Genomic DNA, 16,365 nt, shown 5'->3' with positions numbered 1-16,365 from the left:
CGGCTTGTTATCCCCCGCATTCACTGCTTCCATGCTCCCTCCATGAAACCGCTCCTCGCCCTCTTCATCATCGCATCCGCTGCATCTGCCCACAGCGCGGAGCTTCCATCTTCCATCGACGCCATCCGTGCGGTGCAGCGTGAAGGTCAGGGAAATGAAGCTGCTGCAAAAGCTTGGCAGGACATCGTGAAAGCTGATTCCGCCGATCTACCCAGCGTGCTCGCTGGGATGAATGGCGCCAATCCATTGGCGGAAAACTGGCTGCGTGCAGCCGTCGGCGTCATCGCGGATCGAGCGCTGGAGGCCAAGAAACTCGATGTCGGCGTGCTGGTGACTTTTTTGAAGGACACCAAAAACAGCCCCGGAGCCCGCACACTGGCCTTTGACCTCATCCAGCGTGCCGATGCGGCGGAGGCAGAAAAACTCACGCCCATGCTGCTGGAAGATGTGAGCTCCGAGCTGCGCCGCCATCCCGTGAAAAAGCTCATCGCGGCTGGAGAAGCCCTTAGTGACAAAAAACTCGCCGCAGAGATGTATTCCAAGGCCCTGAAGGCCGCACGCGATGAAGACCAGATCAAAGACCTGAGCAAAAAACTCCGCGATCTCGGTGAAAAAGTCGATCTACCAGCCCACTTCGGCTTTTTGATGAACTGGAAGCTCATCGCCGCCTTCAGCAACGCGGACCGTGCTGGTTATGACACCGTGTATCCGCCGGAAAAGGAGCTGAAATACGACGCCAGCTACGAAGGCAAAAGCAAACCGGCCAAGTGGATCGACTTCACCAGCAAGGACGAGTACGGCAAGATCGACTTCAACAAGCCCTTTGGCATGGAAAAGAGCGCCGTAGGCTATGCCGCGACGGATTTCATGAGCAGCGAAGACCGCGCCGCAGAAATCCGCATCGGCTGCAAAAACGGCTGGAAAGTCTGGCTCAATGGTGAGCTCCTCTTCGCCCGTGATGAGTACCACCGTGGTGCCAAGCTCGATCAATACAAGTTGCCCTGTCAGCTCAAGAAGGGCAAAAACACCCTACTGGTGAAATGCTGCCAAAACGAGCAAACCGAGTCCTGGACCGTCGAGTGGGAATTCCAGCTCCGCATCTGCGATGCCACCGGCACCGCCATCATCGCCGCGAAATGAGGCCCTTTTGATTTAAACGCAGCCCTATCCTACTCGCCACTCGTCTGAAGTGATCTACCGCTGATACCTACAAGGGCCAGCGCCTCCAGATTGAGCGGCCCAGTGGTCATTTCGAGTTCACCTTTTGAGTTACGCGGCCAGTCGGCGGGATCGCGGTCCACATAAAGTTCGAGGCCGTTGCCGTCGGGGTCTTGGAGGTAGAGGGCTTCGCTGACGCCGTGATCGGCGGCTCCATCGAGCGGGATTTGATGCTCGATGAGGCGGCGCAGGGCATCGGCGAGTGATGCGCGGTCCGGGTAGAGGATGGCGGCGTGGTAGAGACCGGTGTTGCCGGGCGGCGGGGCTTTGCCACCACGGCTTTCCCAGGTGTTCAGGCCGATGTGGTGATGGTAGCCGCCCGCAGAGACGAAGGCCGCTCCGGGTCCGTAGCGCTGCGTGAGCTGAAAGCCGAGCACGCCGCAGTAAAAGGCGAGCGAGCGCTCGAGATCGGCCACTTTCAAGTGAACGTGGCCGATGCGGACGCCGGGATGGATGGGTGTGCTCATGGCATCGCTGGATAGTCGGTGTAGCCTTCGGGGCCGGGGGAGTAGAACCGCGCGGGGTTCGGCGAACTGAGCCTAAAAAGGGGAATGGAAGTTGTCCACGAAGTGAAATTCGAAATATTCGAGAGAGTCCATTTTCGTCGCTTCATGATGAGGTTTTCTCCTTCGTTCAGAGCCCCTTGAGGCCGACAGGATCGCTGTCGAGCATGCTGTTGTAGCTGTTCAGCGGCCAGATGCGCAGGTCGGCGCGGTCCGCGCCCCAGACGCTGATGCAGGTATCGGGCATTAACCTGGATAATGCAATAGAGTAGCTGGAGTGAAGCGAAGGGGTGTTACTACGAGGGATTGACGCGTGTGGCAGAATCACCGTGATGGTGAATCTACCGATTGAATACTCCGACAAGCCTGTGACGCCCTTTGGCGGCATGGCGTTGATGAAGCGTTTTGTGGATCAGACTGGTATCCGCGAACATCTGGCCACCTTGGATCTGCCTCAAGGCGGGTCGAATCGAGCGTATGATCCGGTGCAGATCATTGAAAGCTTTTGGCTTGGCATCTGGACGGGGGCTAGCCGCTACATCCACTGCGATTGGTTGCGCCAGGATCAAACGCTTGCAGCCATTTTTGGCTATGAGAGCCTGCCAAGCCAAAGCACCTACAGCCGGTTCTTCGGCAAGTTCTCTCATGCGCGCAACACGGTGGTGTTCCCAGCCTTACAGAAGTGGTTCTTTGCGCAAATCAACGTGGGAGCAGTGACGGTGGACTTCGACAGCACGGTCATCACGCGCGATGGCAGCCAGGAAGGCGCTGCCAGGGGCTACAACCCCAACCGCAAAGGGCGCAACTCGCACCATCCGCTCATGGCCTTCATCAGTCAGACACGGATGGTGGCCAATGCGTGGCTGCGCCCGGGCAACACGGCAGCGTGCTCCAATTGCGTCGAGTTCATGCGCGAGACTTTCGATGAGGCGCTCGCGGGAGTGAAGGTGGGCCTCGTGCGTGGCGACAGCGGTTTTTATACTGACGAAATCCTGAGCGCGTTGGAAGAGCGCAGCCTCAAATATCATCGCCGCGCGGGCCTACTCCAACATCAAGAACGAGGTCCACGGCATGAAGGACTGGGTGGAAATCTGCCCTGGCATCGCAGTCAAAGAGTGGCGGCATCAGCCAGCCGATTCGAAGGCCAAGGCGCGTCGGCACATTGTGGTGCGTAAGCAGATCAGTCGCCGTCCACAGGCCGGAGGCAAGCTGCTCTTCGACGACCTGCCCGACTACCGCTTTAGCCTGTATGTGACCAATCTCGACCTGCCGCTCGATCAGATATGGAACATCTACAACACTCGGGCCGACTGCGAGAACAGGATCAAAGAGTTGAAGCAAGACTTCGGCCTCGACGCGTTCTGCCTGCAGGACTTTTGGGCGACGGAGGCCTCGTTCCGCTTCATCATGGTAGCCTATAATCTGATGAGTCTGTTCCGGCATTTTGGACTCAACAGTCACAATCAAGCCACCTTGGCGACGCTGCGATCCTATTGCTTTGCAATAGGCGGTTGGGTCAGACAACACGCTCGAAAGCGAGTGCTCAAGCTCTCACTGCCTGGCTAAAACGTCCCTGGATGGACGCTATCTTCCGCCAAATCGAGGCTCGCCCACCGCCGTTCGCTTACTCAATTGCATAATCCGGGATTAATCGGATTCGATTCACAATCTAATCGACTCACGGTTTCGCCGCTTTTAGCGCGGTGGAGGAAGCTTTCTCCCAATCATGGCCGCTGGAGAGGATGCGGCCGTCTTTGCCGATGACGACGTAGGTCGGGATGCCGCGCACTTGATAGGCCTCAGCATCTTTTTCTTCGGTGTGACCGATGGCCATGGGGAAATGGAGATCGGGATGACGCTTCAAATACTCTCGCACTTCTTGCTCGGGATAAAAACCGGAGCTGAGGGCGAGGAGTTCGATACCGTCCTGCTGATGCTCCTGCCAAAACTTTTGCAGCTTCGGAAAGCCCGCGAGGCACGGGGCGCACTCCATGCCCCAAAAGTCTAGGATGCGCACTTTCCCGCCCGCTTTGGCCGCTAGCGGCTCGGTATGAATCCAGGTGGCGACGTGAATTTCTGGCGCAGGCTTGCCCGTGAGGTCAATGGATGCCGCAGAAGTATAGCGTGAGTCATCTGCTGTGGCGGGGAGTGTCAGTTTGAGCTGCATCATGCCCGTTTTGGCGCGGAAGTCTTTTTCGAGCCGCGTGCCGTCCGGTAGCCGCGATTTCACGTCGAGACTAAACCAGCCGAATTCGAGTCCACTGAGGTCAAAATATCCCGTTTTGTCCGTCACGGTCTTTCTGTCGCGTGAATAGGATTGCACTTCTGCGCCAGCGACGGGCTTGCCTGTGTGATCGAGCACGACGCCGGAGACTTTGCCCTCGGCGTCCGGCAAAACGAGGCGCAGATCACTCTGCGGGGCTTTGGCGTCGATCCAGGTGTCGCGGCTGAAATCAGGCGTCTTTTGCTTCGCGGTCACACGCACCGGGCCTGCGGCCAGTTTGTCGATGCGGAAGCGGCCTTGGGCATCGGTGCGGGTGAGTTTCACATTCGTTGGCTGTCCGTCGCCGGAGATGCGGATTTCTGCACCTGCCACGGCGGCTCCCTTTTTATCCACCACGGTGCCTTCGACGAATTCGCTCGTCGTTTTCAGCACGGGGTTCCATTCAAAGGTTTCGCCGGGCTTCAACGAATGGTCACGCAAAGAGGCGGAAGCGTAGCCATCTGCATAGGCAAACATCGTCACCTCTTTAACGGAGCGCGGGATCACCGGCACGGAGAAGCGCCCATCCGCTTCGACTTGCCGAAACCCCTGGAGCGGGCCGCTCGGGATGGAGTCCAAACTATCGCAGCTGAATTGGAATGTAGCCCCCTTGATTGGCTTGCCTTGTTCATCGCAAATGACACCTCGGATCGCGGCGAGTCCCTGGCTTTGCAGGGAAAGCGTCACGCTACCGCCACGTTTCAATTCCACGACCTCCGAGATGGCCTTTTCACTCCAGGCTAGCACGGCGAGGCCTTTTGTTGCTCTACCTCGTCATCGCAAATAGATGGAAACGAAAAATCGTCATCGCCGAGCAACTGCACCAAGGCACCAGCGGCAGGTTTTCCTGCTTCATCGAGCACGATGCCGCGGGCCAAGTTTTCCGCTTTTTGCGGCTTCAGTCGGAACTCGACGCTCTTTTGCTCACCTGCGGCCACTTGTACCGAGAGAGCGTCATCCCGCCCAGGCGGGAGATGCGTGGCTGGCACGACACGCTGCGAGCGGTAGTACAATTGATGAGTGCCCGCTTTGAGATGAAACAAGATCGGCTTCTCGATCTCCTTGCCGGTCTCCGCATCGAGCACCCGGGCCGTCACTACGGCCGTGGGAGAGAGCTTCAAGTCGCCCACATCCGTTGTTTTACCCGCCTGCACGGGCTGCTGAGGGAGCGTGTCGCCGATCCAGCGTGCCTCGTCTTTTTCGGGGCCACGATAAGAGACCTTATAGCTCGACGGTGGCACCTGGCGGAACTGAAACCGGCCCTCCGCATCGACGCGGAGCTGCTCACCATAGGCTGTGACATACGGATGCTCCTCCAGCAGATAAACGGCCCCGCCTTTCACCGGCGTGCCATCCGGCAACGAGATGCGGCCACGCAAACTGCCCGCCGCGACGAGTCGGTGCTCACTCTCCTCGCCGAGTGCTCGCGGAGCATCTTTGAAGTGCCCCATGTAGCGACCTGGGAGCTGTGCCATGTCCTCAGCATCATGTCGCAGATACAAAAAGGCCCCGCTCGGCAGGTTCGGGATCACGTAGCGGCCTTCATGATCAGTGATGCCCCGCCAGCCGATCTCCGGCAGGTTTGGCAGCAGATAATTCGCTGTGTACATAAAGCCGCGACTGTCCTCAGGCATCGTGCATTGATCCACCCGCAGCTTCACACCCGCCGCCGGGCTGCCATCCGGCCGCAGCAGCCGTACGCGGCACTCCGCTGCCGGAAAGAGCTTCACGCTCAGCTTTGCCAGCTTGCCATCCGGCCTCACAAAAGCGGCCGCAACGCCTCCGATGCCCACGTCAGTCTTTGAAGCGAGCACCGTGCCGTATTTCATCGCTTCCACCGCACGATCCGGCAGTGTCATGCGAAAGACACCTGCCGCGTCTGTGCTGCCTGTGGCGAGTATTTCGTCCTTCTCCGCTTCTTGGTTGTAGTTTGGCCGCAGGATGAACGTCACCTCCGCGCCTGCCACGGGCTCGTCTTTCGGGGAGAGCACTGTGCATTCGATGGGTAACGGTGCAGCGCCCTGTGAGCTAAGCACGCCAAAGCCGACGACGAAGATGAAAGCGAAGATGGATTTCATGCCGTGAGTTTAGTGGAACGGCATGGCATGTGTCATCGGAAAAGCTTGCGTAGATTCGAGTGTCACTCGCATCCGACCCACCCCAGGCCTTCAATCCAATGATTCGATTCCCAATCGAATCTACGCGGCAATCACGGGATAGTCGGTGTAGCCCTCAGGGCCGGGGGAGTAGAACCGTGCGGGGTTCGGCGCATTGAGCGGAGCCTTCGCAGCGATGCGGGCGGGCAGATCAGGATTGGCGAGGAAGCTGGTGCCAAAGGCGACGGCGTCGAGCTTGCCCTCGGTGATGGCTTGTTCGGCCTCGTCGGCGGTGTAGCCCATGTTGCTGATGAGCGTGCCTTTGAAGTGCAGGCGGGCAGGCGTCATGACATCGCCTTGCTGAGCTTGGAAGAAATCGGCACGCATCAGGTGCAGGTAGGCGATGCCGCGCGTGGAGCATTGCTGAGCGATGTAGGTGGTGACGCCGACGGGATCGCTGTCGATCATGCTGTTGTAGCTGTTGAGCGGCGAGATGCGCAATCCGACGCGATCCGCGCCCCAGACGCTGATGACGGCATCGAGCACTTCGAGCATCAAACGAGCGCGATTCTCGATGGAGCCGCCGTAGGGGCCGCTGCGCTTGTTGGCACCGTCGCGGAGGAATTCGTCGAGCAGGTAGCCATTGGCTCCGTGGACCTCGACGCCGTCAAAACCGGCCGCTTTGGCATTTTCGGCAGCCTTTTTGAAACCGGCGACGATGCCAGGGATTTCGTCGTCGCGGAGTTCGCGAGGCGTGACGTAGGGTTTCTTGCCTTCGGGCGTGTGGACTTCATCGCCGGTGATCGGAATGGCGCTCGGGGCGACGGGTTGGGCTCCGCCATTGAGCAGCGGATGGCAGGCACGACCGCCGTGCCAGAGCTGGAGCACAATTTGACCACCTTTGGCGTGCACGGCATCGGTGACGGCTTTCCAGCCTTTCACTTGAGCGTCGGAGTAGATGCCGGGTTCCATCCAGAAGGATGAATTGCCCTCCATGACCATGGTGGCCTCTGCGATGATCAAACCGGCGCTGGCACGCTGCGCGTAGTATTCCGCCATGAGCGGTGTGGGATTGTGATCGGCATCGGCACGGCAACGCGTGAGCGGGGCCATGAGGACGCGGTTTTTGAGCTGGAAAGCGCCGGCGGTGAGTGGGGAGAGGAGCTGCATGGGATTTACGATTTTTGATTTATGATTTCAGGTCGGCGTGGAGCTTGATGTGCAGGTGGATGTGGTCGTTGACGATGTGTTTGCCGAGGAAGCGGAAGAGTCGGCCGGAGCCATAGACGCTGCCGAACTGGGTGCGGTCGAGATCGAGCACGCCCTGTGCTGTGAGGCGCTGGCCATCGGCGGTGGCGACGAGGATGGGGAACTCGATCTCGCGGGTGATCCCGCGCAGGCTGAACTGGCCGCGCAGGAGGTGATTCGGCGTGCCGTCGGTGCAGGTGGCGAGGGGCGTGATGCTTTCTGCGATGAACTCGGCCACGGGATGTTGCGCGACATCGAAGAAGTCATCGCTGTGTAGATGGGCGATGAGCATTTGGTTCATCGCGGAGTCGCTGATGTCCTCGCAGGCGATGCTGTCCATCGCGATGCGGAAGCGGGCGGCCACGAGCGCGTTGTCGCGCAGCGTGATCTCGCCCTCGGCGAGGCGCACGGTGCCGCTGTGATGGTTGAAGAGATTGCGCCCGGTCCAGCGGATGAGGCTTTGCTCCGTGTCCGCATGGAAGGTGCCGCTGAGTGAAGGCGCGGCGGGCAATGCGCCCTCGCCTTCCAGCGGCAATCCGGCGGCACTCCACGCATCGAGACCGCCTTCGAAAGCCGTCACGTTCGTAAAACCAGCCGCCCTGAGCTTTTCAGCCGCCACCTTGGCATCGAGCGAGCCGCTGCCCGCGCCATACACGATGATGGCGCGGGCTTTGTCAGTGGTGAGAGCGGCGATTTGATCAAAGAAGGCCACCTCATACACACAAGCCTGCTTTGAGCCGGGAATGCGCTTCGCGGCGAAGACCTCCTCCGGCAGCACCTGCACGAGCAACGGCGCGTTCGCGGAGGCGAGGAGGGTTTGGAATTCGTGGGCAGTCATGGCGATGAGGTGGTGTGATGGATCACTTCACGAGGCCGAGCCAAGCTTTGCGCTCCGTGAAGAGGAGGAAGGCGGAGAGGACGCCGATGACGAGGATGGGCGGATCGGTGAGGCCGGCGCCTTTGGTGAGGAAGACGTGGAAGGCGACGATGTTCACGATGATCGGCCCGAGCACGAGGAGGCCGATGTTACGAGTTTTTGGCAGAGCGACGAGCAGGCCGCCGAGGATCTCCAGCACCTTCACGAAGGCGAGGTAGCCGGTGGGGAACATCGCGGCCATGAAGAGCTTGTGCGGTGCATCGGCCGGAGATGGATCGGCAGGCATCGGGATGAAGTTCAGGAAGAAGTTCGCGCCAAAGGTGATGAAGGCGAGACCGAGGAGGATGGAGGCGAGGGTGGGTGCGTGTTTCATGGTTTTATGACTTAGGATTTCTGATTTACGATTTGGGGGAGTGTTTAGGCGAGGTCGAAGAGAAGGGCTTCGGCGTCTTCGCTGGCGGTGAGCGTCAACGTGCCGGAGTCGTCGGTACTAGCGGCATCACCGGGGTTGAGGGTGGTGTCGTTGAGGGTGACGCTGCCTTTGATGAGCTGGAACCAGGCTCCGTGTCCAGCTTTGACTTCATGCGTGGTGGATTTACCAGCGGCGAGGCGCACGCGGTAGATGTCCGCATCTTGATGGATGGTGGCCGAGCCTTCCCGGCCATCGGGCGAGATGACGAGCACCTTTTCCGCGCTGTCGTGTTCGGGCTTCGGATGCCACTCGGTGTAGCTCGGCTTCAAGCCCGCTTCGCGGGGACGAATCCAGATTTGCAGCAGCGAGGCACCTTCCGTCTTCGAGGGGTTGAACTCGCTGTGAGTCACACCTTTGCCTGCGCTCATGAGCTGGATCTGGCCTGGCTCTAGCGTGCGACCATTGCCCATGCTGTCTTTGTGCGCCAGCGCACCCCAGAGGATGTAGCTAAAGATCTCCATGTCCCGGTGCGGATGCGTGGGGAAACCAGCTCCAGGAGCAATGACGTCCTGATTGATCACCCGCAGGCTGCGGAAGCCCATGTGCGCCGGATCATAGTAATCAGCGAAAGAGAAGGTGTGATAGCTGTCGAGCCAGCCGTGGTTGGCGTGGCCGCGTTCGTCGGATTTGCGAAGGGTGAGTTTCATGGTTTGCGAATGGTTAGGAGACACACAGCCCGCGAGTGGAAGCGCGAGCGCTGCCTGAGCGATGAACTGGCGTCGTTTGGATTTCATAACACCACGATACTTCCGTATCACCGTGCCTTCAGCCAATGCCGATGCGGAAGGAAGTTCATGCCGGGAGGTAATGAAGTCTCACGCCTCAAACAGCTTCTCAAACGGCACGAGGTAGTCGAAGAAGTCCTCGTCGGGGATGCTGGGATCGAGCTGGCCCTGATAGACGAGGACGCTGCGGCAGGGCGTGCCTTTGGGGAGCTTCAGTTTGCGGATTTTTTCCTGCACGGCGGTGATGCAGTCGTGGGTGATCTTTTCCCGCAGCTTGATCTCGATGACGTAGAGCGACTTCTTCGTGCGCAGCAGCATGTCGATCTGGCAGGCCTCGGTGCGTAGCGTTTTGGCTTGGAAATACGGCCCGGCGTTGAGGATGGGTGTGTTGGCGAGCTCGATGTGGCGCAGGAGGGCGTCGCGGTTGCTGATGACGAGGTTTTCAAACTGGAGGCCCATGATAGTGTCCCACTGTGGCAGCGTTTCGAGCGCACGCGTGCGGTAGAGGCCCTTCTGGATGCGCATTTTCTCAGGCTCGATGTAGCGGAGGTAAAAGCGGCTGTAGTTATCGCTGAGGCGATACTTCGCGGTGCGCTTCTCCGTGCCGCCGAGAGGTGAAAAAGGCAGGTCGCAGGTGATGAAGCCCGCGCTTTCTAGCTCGGTGAGCGCCTCGGTGACGATGCCACCGCGGCCGATTTGCAGTTCCTTCGTGATCTCGGTCATGGTGCGGGCGGGGCCGCTCAAAACGCGGCAGATGTCGCGGTAGCGATCTGCGCGGCGGTTGAAGACGCTGCTGAAAAGATCCTCGAACTCGCGGAAGAGCAGCCCGCCGGGGTCAAAGCAGAGGCGATGGATGTTTTGTTCCGCTGTCTGCGAAGGATCGATCTCCTCCAGGTAACGTGGCACGCCACCAGTGACGGCGAGGGTCTTGATTTTCTCCAGCACGGGAATGCGCGGGGCTTTGGCTCGCCAAAAGGGCACGCACTCCGGCAGCGGCATCGGCGGCATGGTGAAGACCCAACTCGTGCGGCCGACGAATCCAGCGCTTTTGAGCAGGTTCGCCTCAATCCATGAGGAGACGGAGCCGCAGAGCACGACGACGAGGTGGTTTCGCACGCTGAAAAGATTGTCCCACGCCACTTTGAGATGCCCGGCGAAATCCGTCGAGCCTGTGGCCATCCAGGAAATTTCATCGAGCAGCAGCACGACCTTTCCTTTTGCCGGAAGCGCCTGAGCGAGCATCTGAAAGGCCTGCGGCCATGATTCGAGCGTGACACGCGGCACCTTTGTCTGCGCGGCGAGCTGCTCCGCGAAGGCGGCGAGTTGCTCCACCGCACTGATGCCTTCACGCGGGCCGAGACCCTCGAGCTTGATGAAGTGATCCGCAAACGTCCGCCCGCAGTGTGTGACGAAGGCACTCTTGCCGATGCGCCGTCGTCCCTGTACGACGACGAGGGAGGCTTTCGGCTTGCGAAACAGACGCTCAAACTGGTCCGCTAGGAACTGGCGACCATGGAAAGGAGACAAGATAGGCATGCTGACAAAGGGAGCACGAAATCGACATTTCGTCAATTTGGTGCTCCTAATTAGAGAATAAAACAGAGCACGAAATCGACATGGTGTCGTTTTGGTGCTCTCTCAATCGTGAAAAAGGGAGCACGAAATCGACATGCGTCATTCTGGTTTCGTCCTTCGGCAGGCCGCGTAGGCTACTGCATGGAATTTCATCAACTGCGCTACTTCACCGCTGCGGCGGAGGACATGAGCATCTCGCGGGCGGCGCAGAGGCTGCATGTCACGCAGCCAGCGCTGAGTCGTCAAATCGCCGCACTGGAGGCGGAGCTGGGAGTGGCGCTGTTTGATCGGGTGAAGAAGCGCATCGTGCTGACGGACGCGGGGCGTTTTTTCCTGCCGAAGGCCCGCCAGATCATCTGCGATGCGGAAACCTCCGCGCAGCAGCTCCGCGAGCAGTTTGGCGATGCTCCACGCACGCTGCGGCTGGGTTTTCTCTCGATCTTTCTCGATGATCTGGTGGCTCCAGCGATGCGAGAGTTCCGCCAGCGGCATCCAAAGGCCCGCCTGAGCCTCTTTGAGCTGCCGCCGCGTGCGCAGCTCGACCGACTGCGCAGTCACGAGCTGGACGCGGCGATCTTAGGCAATATCGAGGAGGCTGATCGGCAGCTTTTCGCCGTGCGGCGGCTTTCGTGGCACAAGATGGCCGCCGTGGTGCCAGAGCACCATGCGCTGGCAAAGAAGAAAACGATCAAACTGGCCGCACTGGCCCGCGAATCATGGATTTCACTCAGCGATGCGGTTTTTCCTGGGAGACGGGAATTCCTGCGCGGCATCTGTGGCGCGGCGGGTTTTGAGCCGCAGATCGTGAGTGAGGTGGATTCACTCTCGCTGATGCTGGCGGCAGTCGCCGGGGGTGATGGTGTCGCTTTGATGCCGGAGCATGCGCGAAAGATCCCGCACTCAGGAGCGGCGTTCGTGAGGCTGACTGCGCCTGTGCCGACGACGGAACTGCTTCTGGTGCAACCGAAGGCAAAACCGAGCGCCGAAATGGCCACACTGGCGGAACTGATCGCAGAAAGGGCGACAAGGGTGCCGGAGTGAAGTGCGTATTTGTTTTTCAGATCGCATGCTTTCACGCCGCCAGCTTTTACAGACCACCGGACAAGGTTTCGGCTCCCTCGCCTTTGCCTCAATGCAGGCCGCTGAGACGCAGCACCGCTCGCAGACCATCGCACCGAAGGCAAAACGCGTCGTGCAGCTCTTCATGGGCGGCGCGGCGAGCCACATCGACCTTTTCGATTTCAAACCGGCGCTAGTGAAGCATCACGGCGAGGAGTCGAACTTCGGCGAGACGGTGGAGGCCTTTCAAAACGGTCTCGGGCCGTGGAAGAAGCCCGTGTGGGACTTCAAAGCCTACGGACAGAGTGGCAAGATGCTCAGCGAGGCCGTGGCACCGCTCGGAGCGTGTGCGGATGACATGGCCTTCGTGCACAACATGGTCGGAAAGACCGGTGTGCATTCACAGGGCACACTTTTGCAGGCCACGGGATTCAATTTGCCCGGTTTTCCCGGCATGGGCTGCTGGGTGAGCTATGCGCTGGGCTCGATCAGCGACAATTTGCCGACCTTTGTCGTGCTGCCGGATCATCGAGGTTTTGCCTCAAATGGGCCGAAGAACTGGGATTCGGCCTTTTTGCCCTCGCAGCATGCCGGAACGATCATTTATCCCGGCGCGGAGGTTCCGATCGCGGACCTGTTTCCGCACAAAAACGGCCGCTACATCTCGACGAGGTCGGATCGCGGTGGTTTTGAGCTTTTGGAGCAGTTGAATCGCAAACACGCCGCGCTGCGCGAGGAGGACTCGCGACTCGAAAGCCGCATCCAGAGCTATGAACTGGCCGCGAAGATGCAGCTCGCCGCGCCGGAGGCTCTCGACATCTCGAAGGAATCCGCCGCGATGAAAGCCATGTATGGCATCCAGGAGCATCGCAAAGTCTGGCCCACGGAGATCAATCCCGAGGAAGAAGCCGATTACATGGGCCGCAAATGTCTCGCGGCGCGTCGCTTGCTCGAACGCGGCGTGCGTTTCGTGCAAATCTGGAGCGGTAATGATAATGGGTTCCCGCGTCGGAACTGGGACAGCCACGAAGATGTCGAGCGTGACCACGGTCCGCTGGCCTGGGGCATGGCGAAGGCGGTTTCAGCGCTGATTCTCGATTTGAAGCAGCGCGGCCTGCTCGACGAGACGATCATTTTATGGACGACGGAGTTTGGCCGCATGCCGAGCACGCAGGGCGGCAAGGGCCGCGACCACAATCCGTATGTTTTTACGAACTGGCTCTGCGGCGGCGGCATCAAAGGTGGCGTGTTGGCCGGTGAGAGCGATCAGTGGGGCTACAAACCGATCGACCGCGCCAATCCCACGACCTGCTATGACATCCACGCCACGATGATGCACCTCCTCGGCATCGACCACGAAAAGCTCACCGTCCGCCACAACGGCATCGACCGCCGGCTCACGGATGTTCACGGGCATGTGATCCGCGATTTGGTGGCATGAGCTGGCTGCCGCGCCGCGTATGACGGGAGATGCTTTTTCGTCTTTGCTTACTCTCATTCACCACGCTGGCTGGCGCGGCGGAGCTGTCGTTCAACCGCGACATCCGCCCGATCCTCAGTGACAACTGCTTTTACTGCCACGGACCGGACAAAAACAATCGCAAGGGCGATCTGCGGCTCGATGTGCGGGAGGAACTGATCAAGCTGGGGCCGCAGACTTTGATCGAACGCATCCACACCGCCGATGCCGATGATCTGATGCCGCCGGCGAATTCGCACAAGAAGCTCTCGGCCAAGCAAAAGGACACGCTGAAGCAATGGGTCGCCCAAGGAGCGAAGTATGAGCCGCATTGGGCCTTCGTGCCGCCGGTGAAATCGAAAGCGGGCAAGTCCATCGACGACTTCATCCGGGCTGAGTTGAAGAAGCATGGGCTTCAGCCTGCGCCAAAGGCTTCGCGGGAGACGCTTATCCGCCGCCTCTCGCTCGACCTCACGGGCTTGCCGCCGAAGGCATTGGCCCCATCCGACCTATCGGCCCTATCCGACTACATCGACCACCTTCTCAACTCTCCGCACTACGGCGAGCACATGGCGGTTGCGTGGCTGGATGCGGCGCGGTTTGCGGATACAAATGGCTACCAGGTGGATCGTGATCGCGAGCTATGGCCGTGGCGGGACTGGGTGATTCGTGCGTTCAATGAGAACATGCCGTTCGATCGGTTCTCCATCGAGCAGCTCGCGGGTGATTTCCTGCCGGGTGCCACGCTGGATCAAAAGATCGCCACCGGCTTTCATCGCAATCACATGCTCAACGAGGAAGGCGGCATCATCGCGGAGGAGTTTTTGGCCGAATACACGGCCGATCGCGTGGAGACGACGGCTGCTGTGTGGATGGGACAGACCTTCAACTGCTGCCGTTGTCACGATCATAAGTTCGATCCCTTCACGCAGCAGGACTTCTACGCGATGAAGGCCTTCTTCCACAATGTGCCGGAACGCGGCGTGGGCCTTTACAGCAATCCGGTGCGCACCAATGCGCCGCCTTTTGTGAAACTGCCAGCTCCGGAGCTGGAAGCGAAGATCGCGGCATTGAACGCGAAGCTCAAACACGTCGAAGATCAGCTCAAAGGCCTCGCAGCGGGTGATCTGGAGCCTTGGGCGAAAAAGCTCGTCGCGGCGAAGATCGACTGGCTGCCGCTGGAGCCGCAAAAAGCCACGGGTGGTGACAATCCGCCGCAAATCGCCGACAAAGCCGTTTTGATCGGTCCGCAGGAAACGCGGGCGAACAACATCGTGATCAAGGCGAAGCTTCCAGCGGGCAAAATCACCGCGCTGCGTCTCGAATGCTCCACCACGGCTCCAGCGGCCAGTTTTCAATGGAGCGAGCTCAAAGTCGGCAAAACGAAGCTGCACGCCATCGACGCCACGCATGCCAACGTGCTCGACAATGATCGCAAAACCAAATCTGTGCTCTCGGTGGCACCCGACAAACCGGTGCAGGCACTGTTTGAGCTCGAAAAGCCTCTGGAAGGCCCGGAAGTGGAGATCACGATCGGTGTCGAGAATGCCGGCGGACCTTCGCAGTGGCGTTTGTTTGCCACCACGGCTCCGACTGAGGTCATCGCGCCCGCGAGCATTGTGAGCATCGCAGAGAAAGTGCATGCGAAACGAACCGCAGCCGAGCGCAAGAAGCTCGCGGAATTCCGCATGGCCCAGATGCCGGAGCATCGACGTCTGAGTGAGGAAGCGGCCGCTTTGAAGAAGCAGATCGCTGCCGCAGAGGCGGAGATTCCCACCACGCTGGTCATGGAGGAGCAGAAGGAGATGCGCCCCACCTTCATCCTCATGCGCGGTGCTTACGACAAGCCGGGCGAAAAGATGGCCGCGGCTACGCCCGGAGTTTTGCCAGCGCTCGCCGCTGATCTGCCGCGCAACCGCCTCGGCCTCGCGAAGTGGCTCGTGAGCCGCGAGAACCCGCTCACCGCCCGCGTGATCGTGAACCGCTTCTGGCAGCATTTCTTCGGCACGGGCCTCGTGCGCACGAGCGAGGATTTTGGCTCTCAAGGTGAACAACCAAGTCATCCCGAGCTGCTCGACTGGCTCGCGGTGACGTTTCAAGAGAGCGGCTGGGATGTGAAGAAGCTCGTGAAGATGATCGTGACCAGTGAGACCTATCAGCAGAGTTCTCAGTTCTCAGTTCGCAGTGCTCAGTTGGACCCGATGAATACCTGGCTCTCACGCGGACCGCGTCATCGTTTGAGCGCGGAAGTCATTCGCGATCAAGCTCTGGCCGCCAGCGGGCTGCTGGTGGAGAAAATCGGCGGCCCAAGCGTAAAGCCGTATCATCCGCCCGGTCTTTACGAGCAGGTCGTGGCCCAGCGTGACAATCCCAAGGCCACCTACCAGCAAGGCAGCGGCGATGATCTGCATCGTCGCAGCCTCTACACCTACTGGAAGCGCAGCGTGCCGCATCCCGGCATGCTGCTCTTTGACGCACCTTTTCGCGAAACCTGCGCTCTGCGGCGCTCGCGCTCGAACACGCCACTGCAAGCACTCAACCTGCTGAATGATCCCACCTATGTCGAAGCTGCCCGATTCCTTGCGCAGCGCATGATCAAAGAAGGCGGCACGACCATCGAATCTCGCCTCACGCATGGTTTCCGGCTTCTGCTCGCTCGAAAGCCGAGTCCGCAGGAACTCCAGGTCCTCACAGCCGCCGTCGAGCGATCCATCCAAGACTTCACCAAGGACTCCGAAGCCGCCAAACAGCTCATGGCGTTCGGCGAAGCCAAAACCGACGACAAACTGCCCCCCGTCGAACTCGCTGCCTACACCACTGTCGCCAGCACGCTGATCAATCTCGACGAAACCATCATGAAGGAGTGACCT

14 protein-coding genes are annotated in these 16,365 nt (G+C 59.8%); 6 read left to right on the top strand and 8 right to left on the bottom strand.

Translation table 11 applies throughout. The annotated features are described in order from the left end of the window. Positions 1 to 42: 42 nt before the first annotated feature. Positions 43 to 1,140 carry a hypothetical protein gene (locus IPK32_20185; protein MBK8094218.1) on the top strand — a complete coding sequence of 366 codons (1,098 nt, stop codon included), beginning with the start codon at positions 43 to 45 and terminating at the stop codon, positions 1,138 to 1,140. A 29-nt stretch (positions 1,141 to 1,169) separates the two neighbouring features. Here IPK32_20185 and IPK32_20180 read toward each other — a convergent pair whose 3' ends face one another. Beyond that, entirely contained in the window at positions 1,170 to 1,685 is a 516-nt protein-coding gene (locus IPK32_20180; protein ID MBK8094217.1) for a VOC family protein, read from the bottom strand. Between the two features lie 368 nt (positions 1,686 to 2,053). Between IPK32_20180 and IPK32_20175 the strand changes: the two genes are divergently transcribed. Continuing rightward, positions 2,054 to 2,896 carry a transposase gene (locus tag IPK32_20175; GenBank protein MBK8094216.1) on the top strand — a complete coding sequence of 281 codons (843 nt, stop codon included), beginning with the start codon at positions 2,054 to 2,056 and terminating at the stop codon, positions 2,894 to 2,896. Beyond that, a complete protein-coding gene (locus IPK32_20170) occupies positions 2,889 to 3,287 on the top strand; it encodes a transposase (protein ID MBK8094215.1) in 399 nt (132 codons plus the stop codon). Before IPK32_20175 ends, IPK32_20170 begins: the two co-directional genes overlap by 8 nt. Before the next feature lie 112 nt (positions 3,288 to 3,399). Here IPK32_20170 and IPK32_20165 read toward each other — a convergent pair whose 3' ends face one another. The 7 genes from IPK32_20165 to IPK32_20135 all read right to left on the bottom strand — a co-directional run bounded on the left by IPK32_20165 (position 3,400) and on the right by IPK32_20135 (position 10,938). Continuing rightward, complete coding sequence (locus IPK32_20165; protein ID MBK8094214.1) at positions 3,400 to 4,563, bottom strand: carboxypeptidase regulatory-like domain-containing protein; 1,164 nt, start codon at positions 4,561 to 4,563, stop codon at positions 3,400 to 3,402. A gap of 161 nt (positions 4,564 to 4,724) precedes the next feature. After that, positions 4,725 to 6,062 carry a hypothetical protein gene (locus IPK32_20160; GenBank protein MBK8094213.1) on the bottom strand — a complete coding sequence of 446 codons (1,338 nt, stop codon included), beginning with the start codon at positions 6,060 to 6,062 and terminating at the stop codon, positions 4,725 to 4,727. Positions 6,063 to 6,182: 120 nt separating this feature from the next. Continuing rightward, positions 6,183 to 7,250, bottom strand: a complete 1,068-nt coding sequence (locus IPK32_20155; protein MBK8094212.1) for an alkene reductase — start codon at positions 7,248 to 7,250, stop codon at positions 6,183 to 6,185. A 19-nt stretch (positions 7,251 to 7,269) separates the two neighbouring features. After that, on the bottom strand, positions 7,270 to 8,166 hold the full coding sequence (locus tag IPK32_20150) for a YceI family protein (protein MBK8094211.1): 897 nt from the start codon (positions 8,164 to 8,166) through the stop codon (positions 7,270 to 7,272). A gap of 22 nt (positions 8,167 to 8,188) precedes the next feature. After that, complete coding sequence (locus IPK32_20145; protein MBK8094210.1) at positions 8,189 to 8,578, bottom strand: hypothetical protein; 390 nt, start codon at positions 8,576 to 8,578, stop codon at positions 8,189 to 8,191. A gap of 44 nt (positions 8,579 to 8,622) precedes the next feature. Further along, on the bottom strand, positions 8,623 to 9,324 hold the full coding sequence (locus tag IPK32_20140; protein ID MBK8094209.1) for a pirin family protein: 702 nt from the start codon (positions 9,322 to 9,324) through the stop codon (positions 8,623 to 8,625). A 168-nt stretch (positions 9,325 to 9,492) separates the two neighbouring features. Further along, positions 9,493 to 10,938 carry an ATPase gene (locus IPK32_20135; protein MBK8094208.1) on the bottom strand — a complete coding sequence of 482 codons (1,446 nt, stop codon included), beginning with the start codon at positions 10,936 to 10,938 and terminating at the stop codon, positions 9,493 to 9,495. A gap of 180 nt (positions 10,939 to 11,118) precedes the next feature. On the opposite strand from IPK32_20135, the gene IPK32_20130 reads away from it, so the two are divergent. Genes IPK32_20130 through IPK32_20120 form a run of 3 tightly spaced genes read left to right on the top strand, consistent with a single transcriptional unit; the run spans position 11,119 to position 16,362 of the window. Continuing rightward, positions 11,119 to 12,018 (top strand): LysR family transcriptional regulator, encoded by a 900-nt coding sequence (locus tag IPK32_20130; GenBank protein MBK8094207.1) that lies wholly within the window; start codon positions 11,119 to 11,121, stop codon positions 12,016 to 12,018. A 25-nt stretch (positions 12,019 to 12,043) separates the two neighbouring features. After that, positions 12,044 to 13,477 carry a DUF1501 domain-containing protein gene (locus IPK32_20125; GenBank protein MBK8094206.1) on the top strand — a complete coding sequence of 478 codons (1,434 nt, stop codon included), beginning with the start codon at positions 12,044 to 12,046 and terminating at the stop codon, positions 13,475 to 13,477. A gap of 29 nt (positions 13,478 to 13,506) precedes the next feature. After that, entirely contained in the window at positions 13,507 to 16,362 is a 2,856-nt protein-coding gene (locus IPK32_20120; GenBank protein ID MBK8094205.1) for a PSD1 domain-containing protein, read from the top strand. The last annotated feature ends 3 nt before the right edge of the window (positions 16,363 to 16,365 follow it).

The sequence above is a fragment of the Verrucomicrobiaceae bacterium genome, from assembly GCA_016713035.1.
Lineage (GTDB): Bacteria > Verrucomicrobiota > Verrucomicrobiia > Verrucomicrobiales > Verrucomicrobiaceae > Prosthecobacter.
This window is presented reverse-complemented; position numbering and strand designations above follow the sequence as displayed.

Excerpts from the sequence above, each read along its gene's own strand:
- IPK32_20185 (MBK8094218.1), top strand. The coding sequence starts at position 43 with ATGAAACCGCTCCTCGCCCTCTTCATCATCGCATCCGCTGCATCTGCC.
- IPK32_20180 (MBK8094217.1), bottom strand. The coding sequence starts at position 1,685 with ATGAGCACACCCATCCATCCCGGCGTCCGCATCGGCCACGTTCACTTG.
- IPK32_20175 (MBK8094216.1), top strand. The coding sequence starts at position 2,054 with ATGGTGAATCTACCGATTGAATACTCCGACAAGCCTGTGACGCCCTTT.
- IPK32_20160 (MBK8094213.1), bottom strand. The coding sequence starts at position 6,062 with ATGAAATCCATCTTCGCTTTCATCTTCGTCGTCGGCTTTGGCGTGCTT.
- IPK32_20155 (MBK8094212.1), bottom strand. The coding sequence starts at position 7,250 with ATGCAGCTCCTCTCCCCACTCACCGCCGGCGCTTTCCAGCTCAAAAAC.
- IPK32_20150 (MBK8094211.1), bottom strand. The coding sequence starts at position 8,166 with ATGACTGCCCACGAATTCCAAACCCTCCTCGCCTCCGCGAACGCGCCG.
- IPK32_20145 (MBK8094210.1), bottom strand. The coding sequence starts at position 8,578 with ATGAAACACGCACCCACCCTCGCCTCCATCCTCCTCGGTCTCGCCTTC.
- IPK32_20140 (MBK8094209.1), bottom strand. The coding sequence starts at position 9,324 with ATGAAACTCACCCTTCGCAAATCCGACGAACGCGGCCACGCCAACCAC.
- IPK32_20135 (MBK8094208.1), bottom strand. The coding sequence starts at position 10,938 with ATGCCTATCTTGTCTCCTTTCCATGGTCGCCAGTTCCTAGCGGACCAG.
- IPK32_20130 (MBK8094207.1), top strand. The coding sequence starts at position 11,119 with ATGGAATTTCATCAACTGCGCTACTTCACCGCTGCGGCGGAGGACATG.
- IPK32_20125 (MBK8094206.1), top strand. The coding sequence starts at position 12,044 with ATGCTTTCACGCCGCCAGCTTTTACAGACCACCGGACAAGGTTTCGGC.
- IPK32_20120 (MBK8094205.1), top strand. The coding sequence starts at position 13,507 with ATGCTTTTTCGTCTTTGCTTACTCTCATTCACCACGCTGGCTGGCGCG.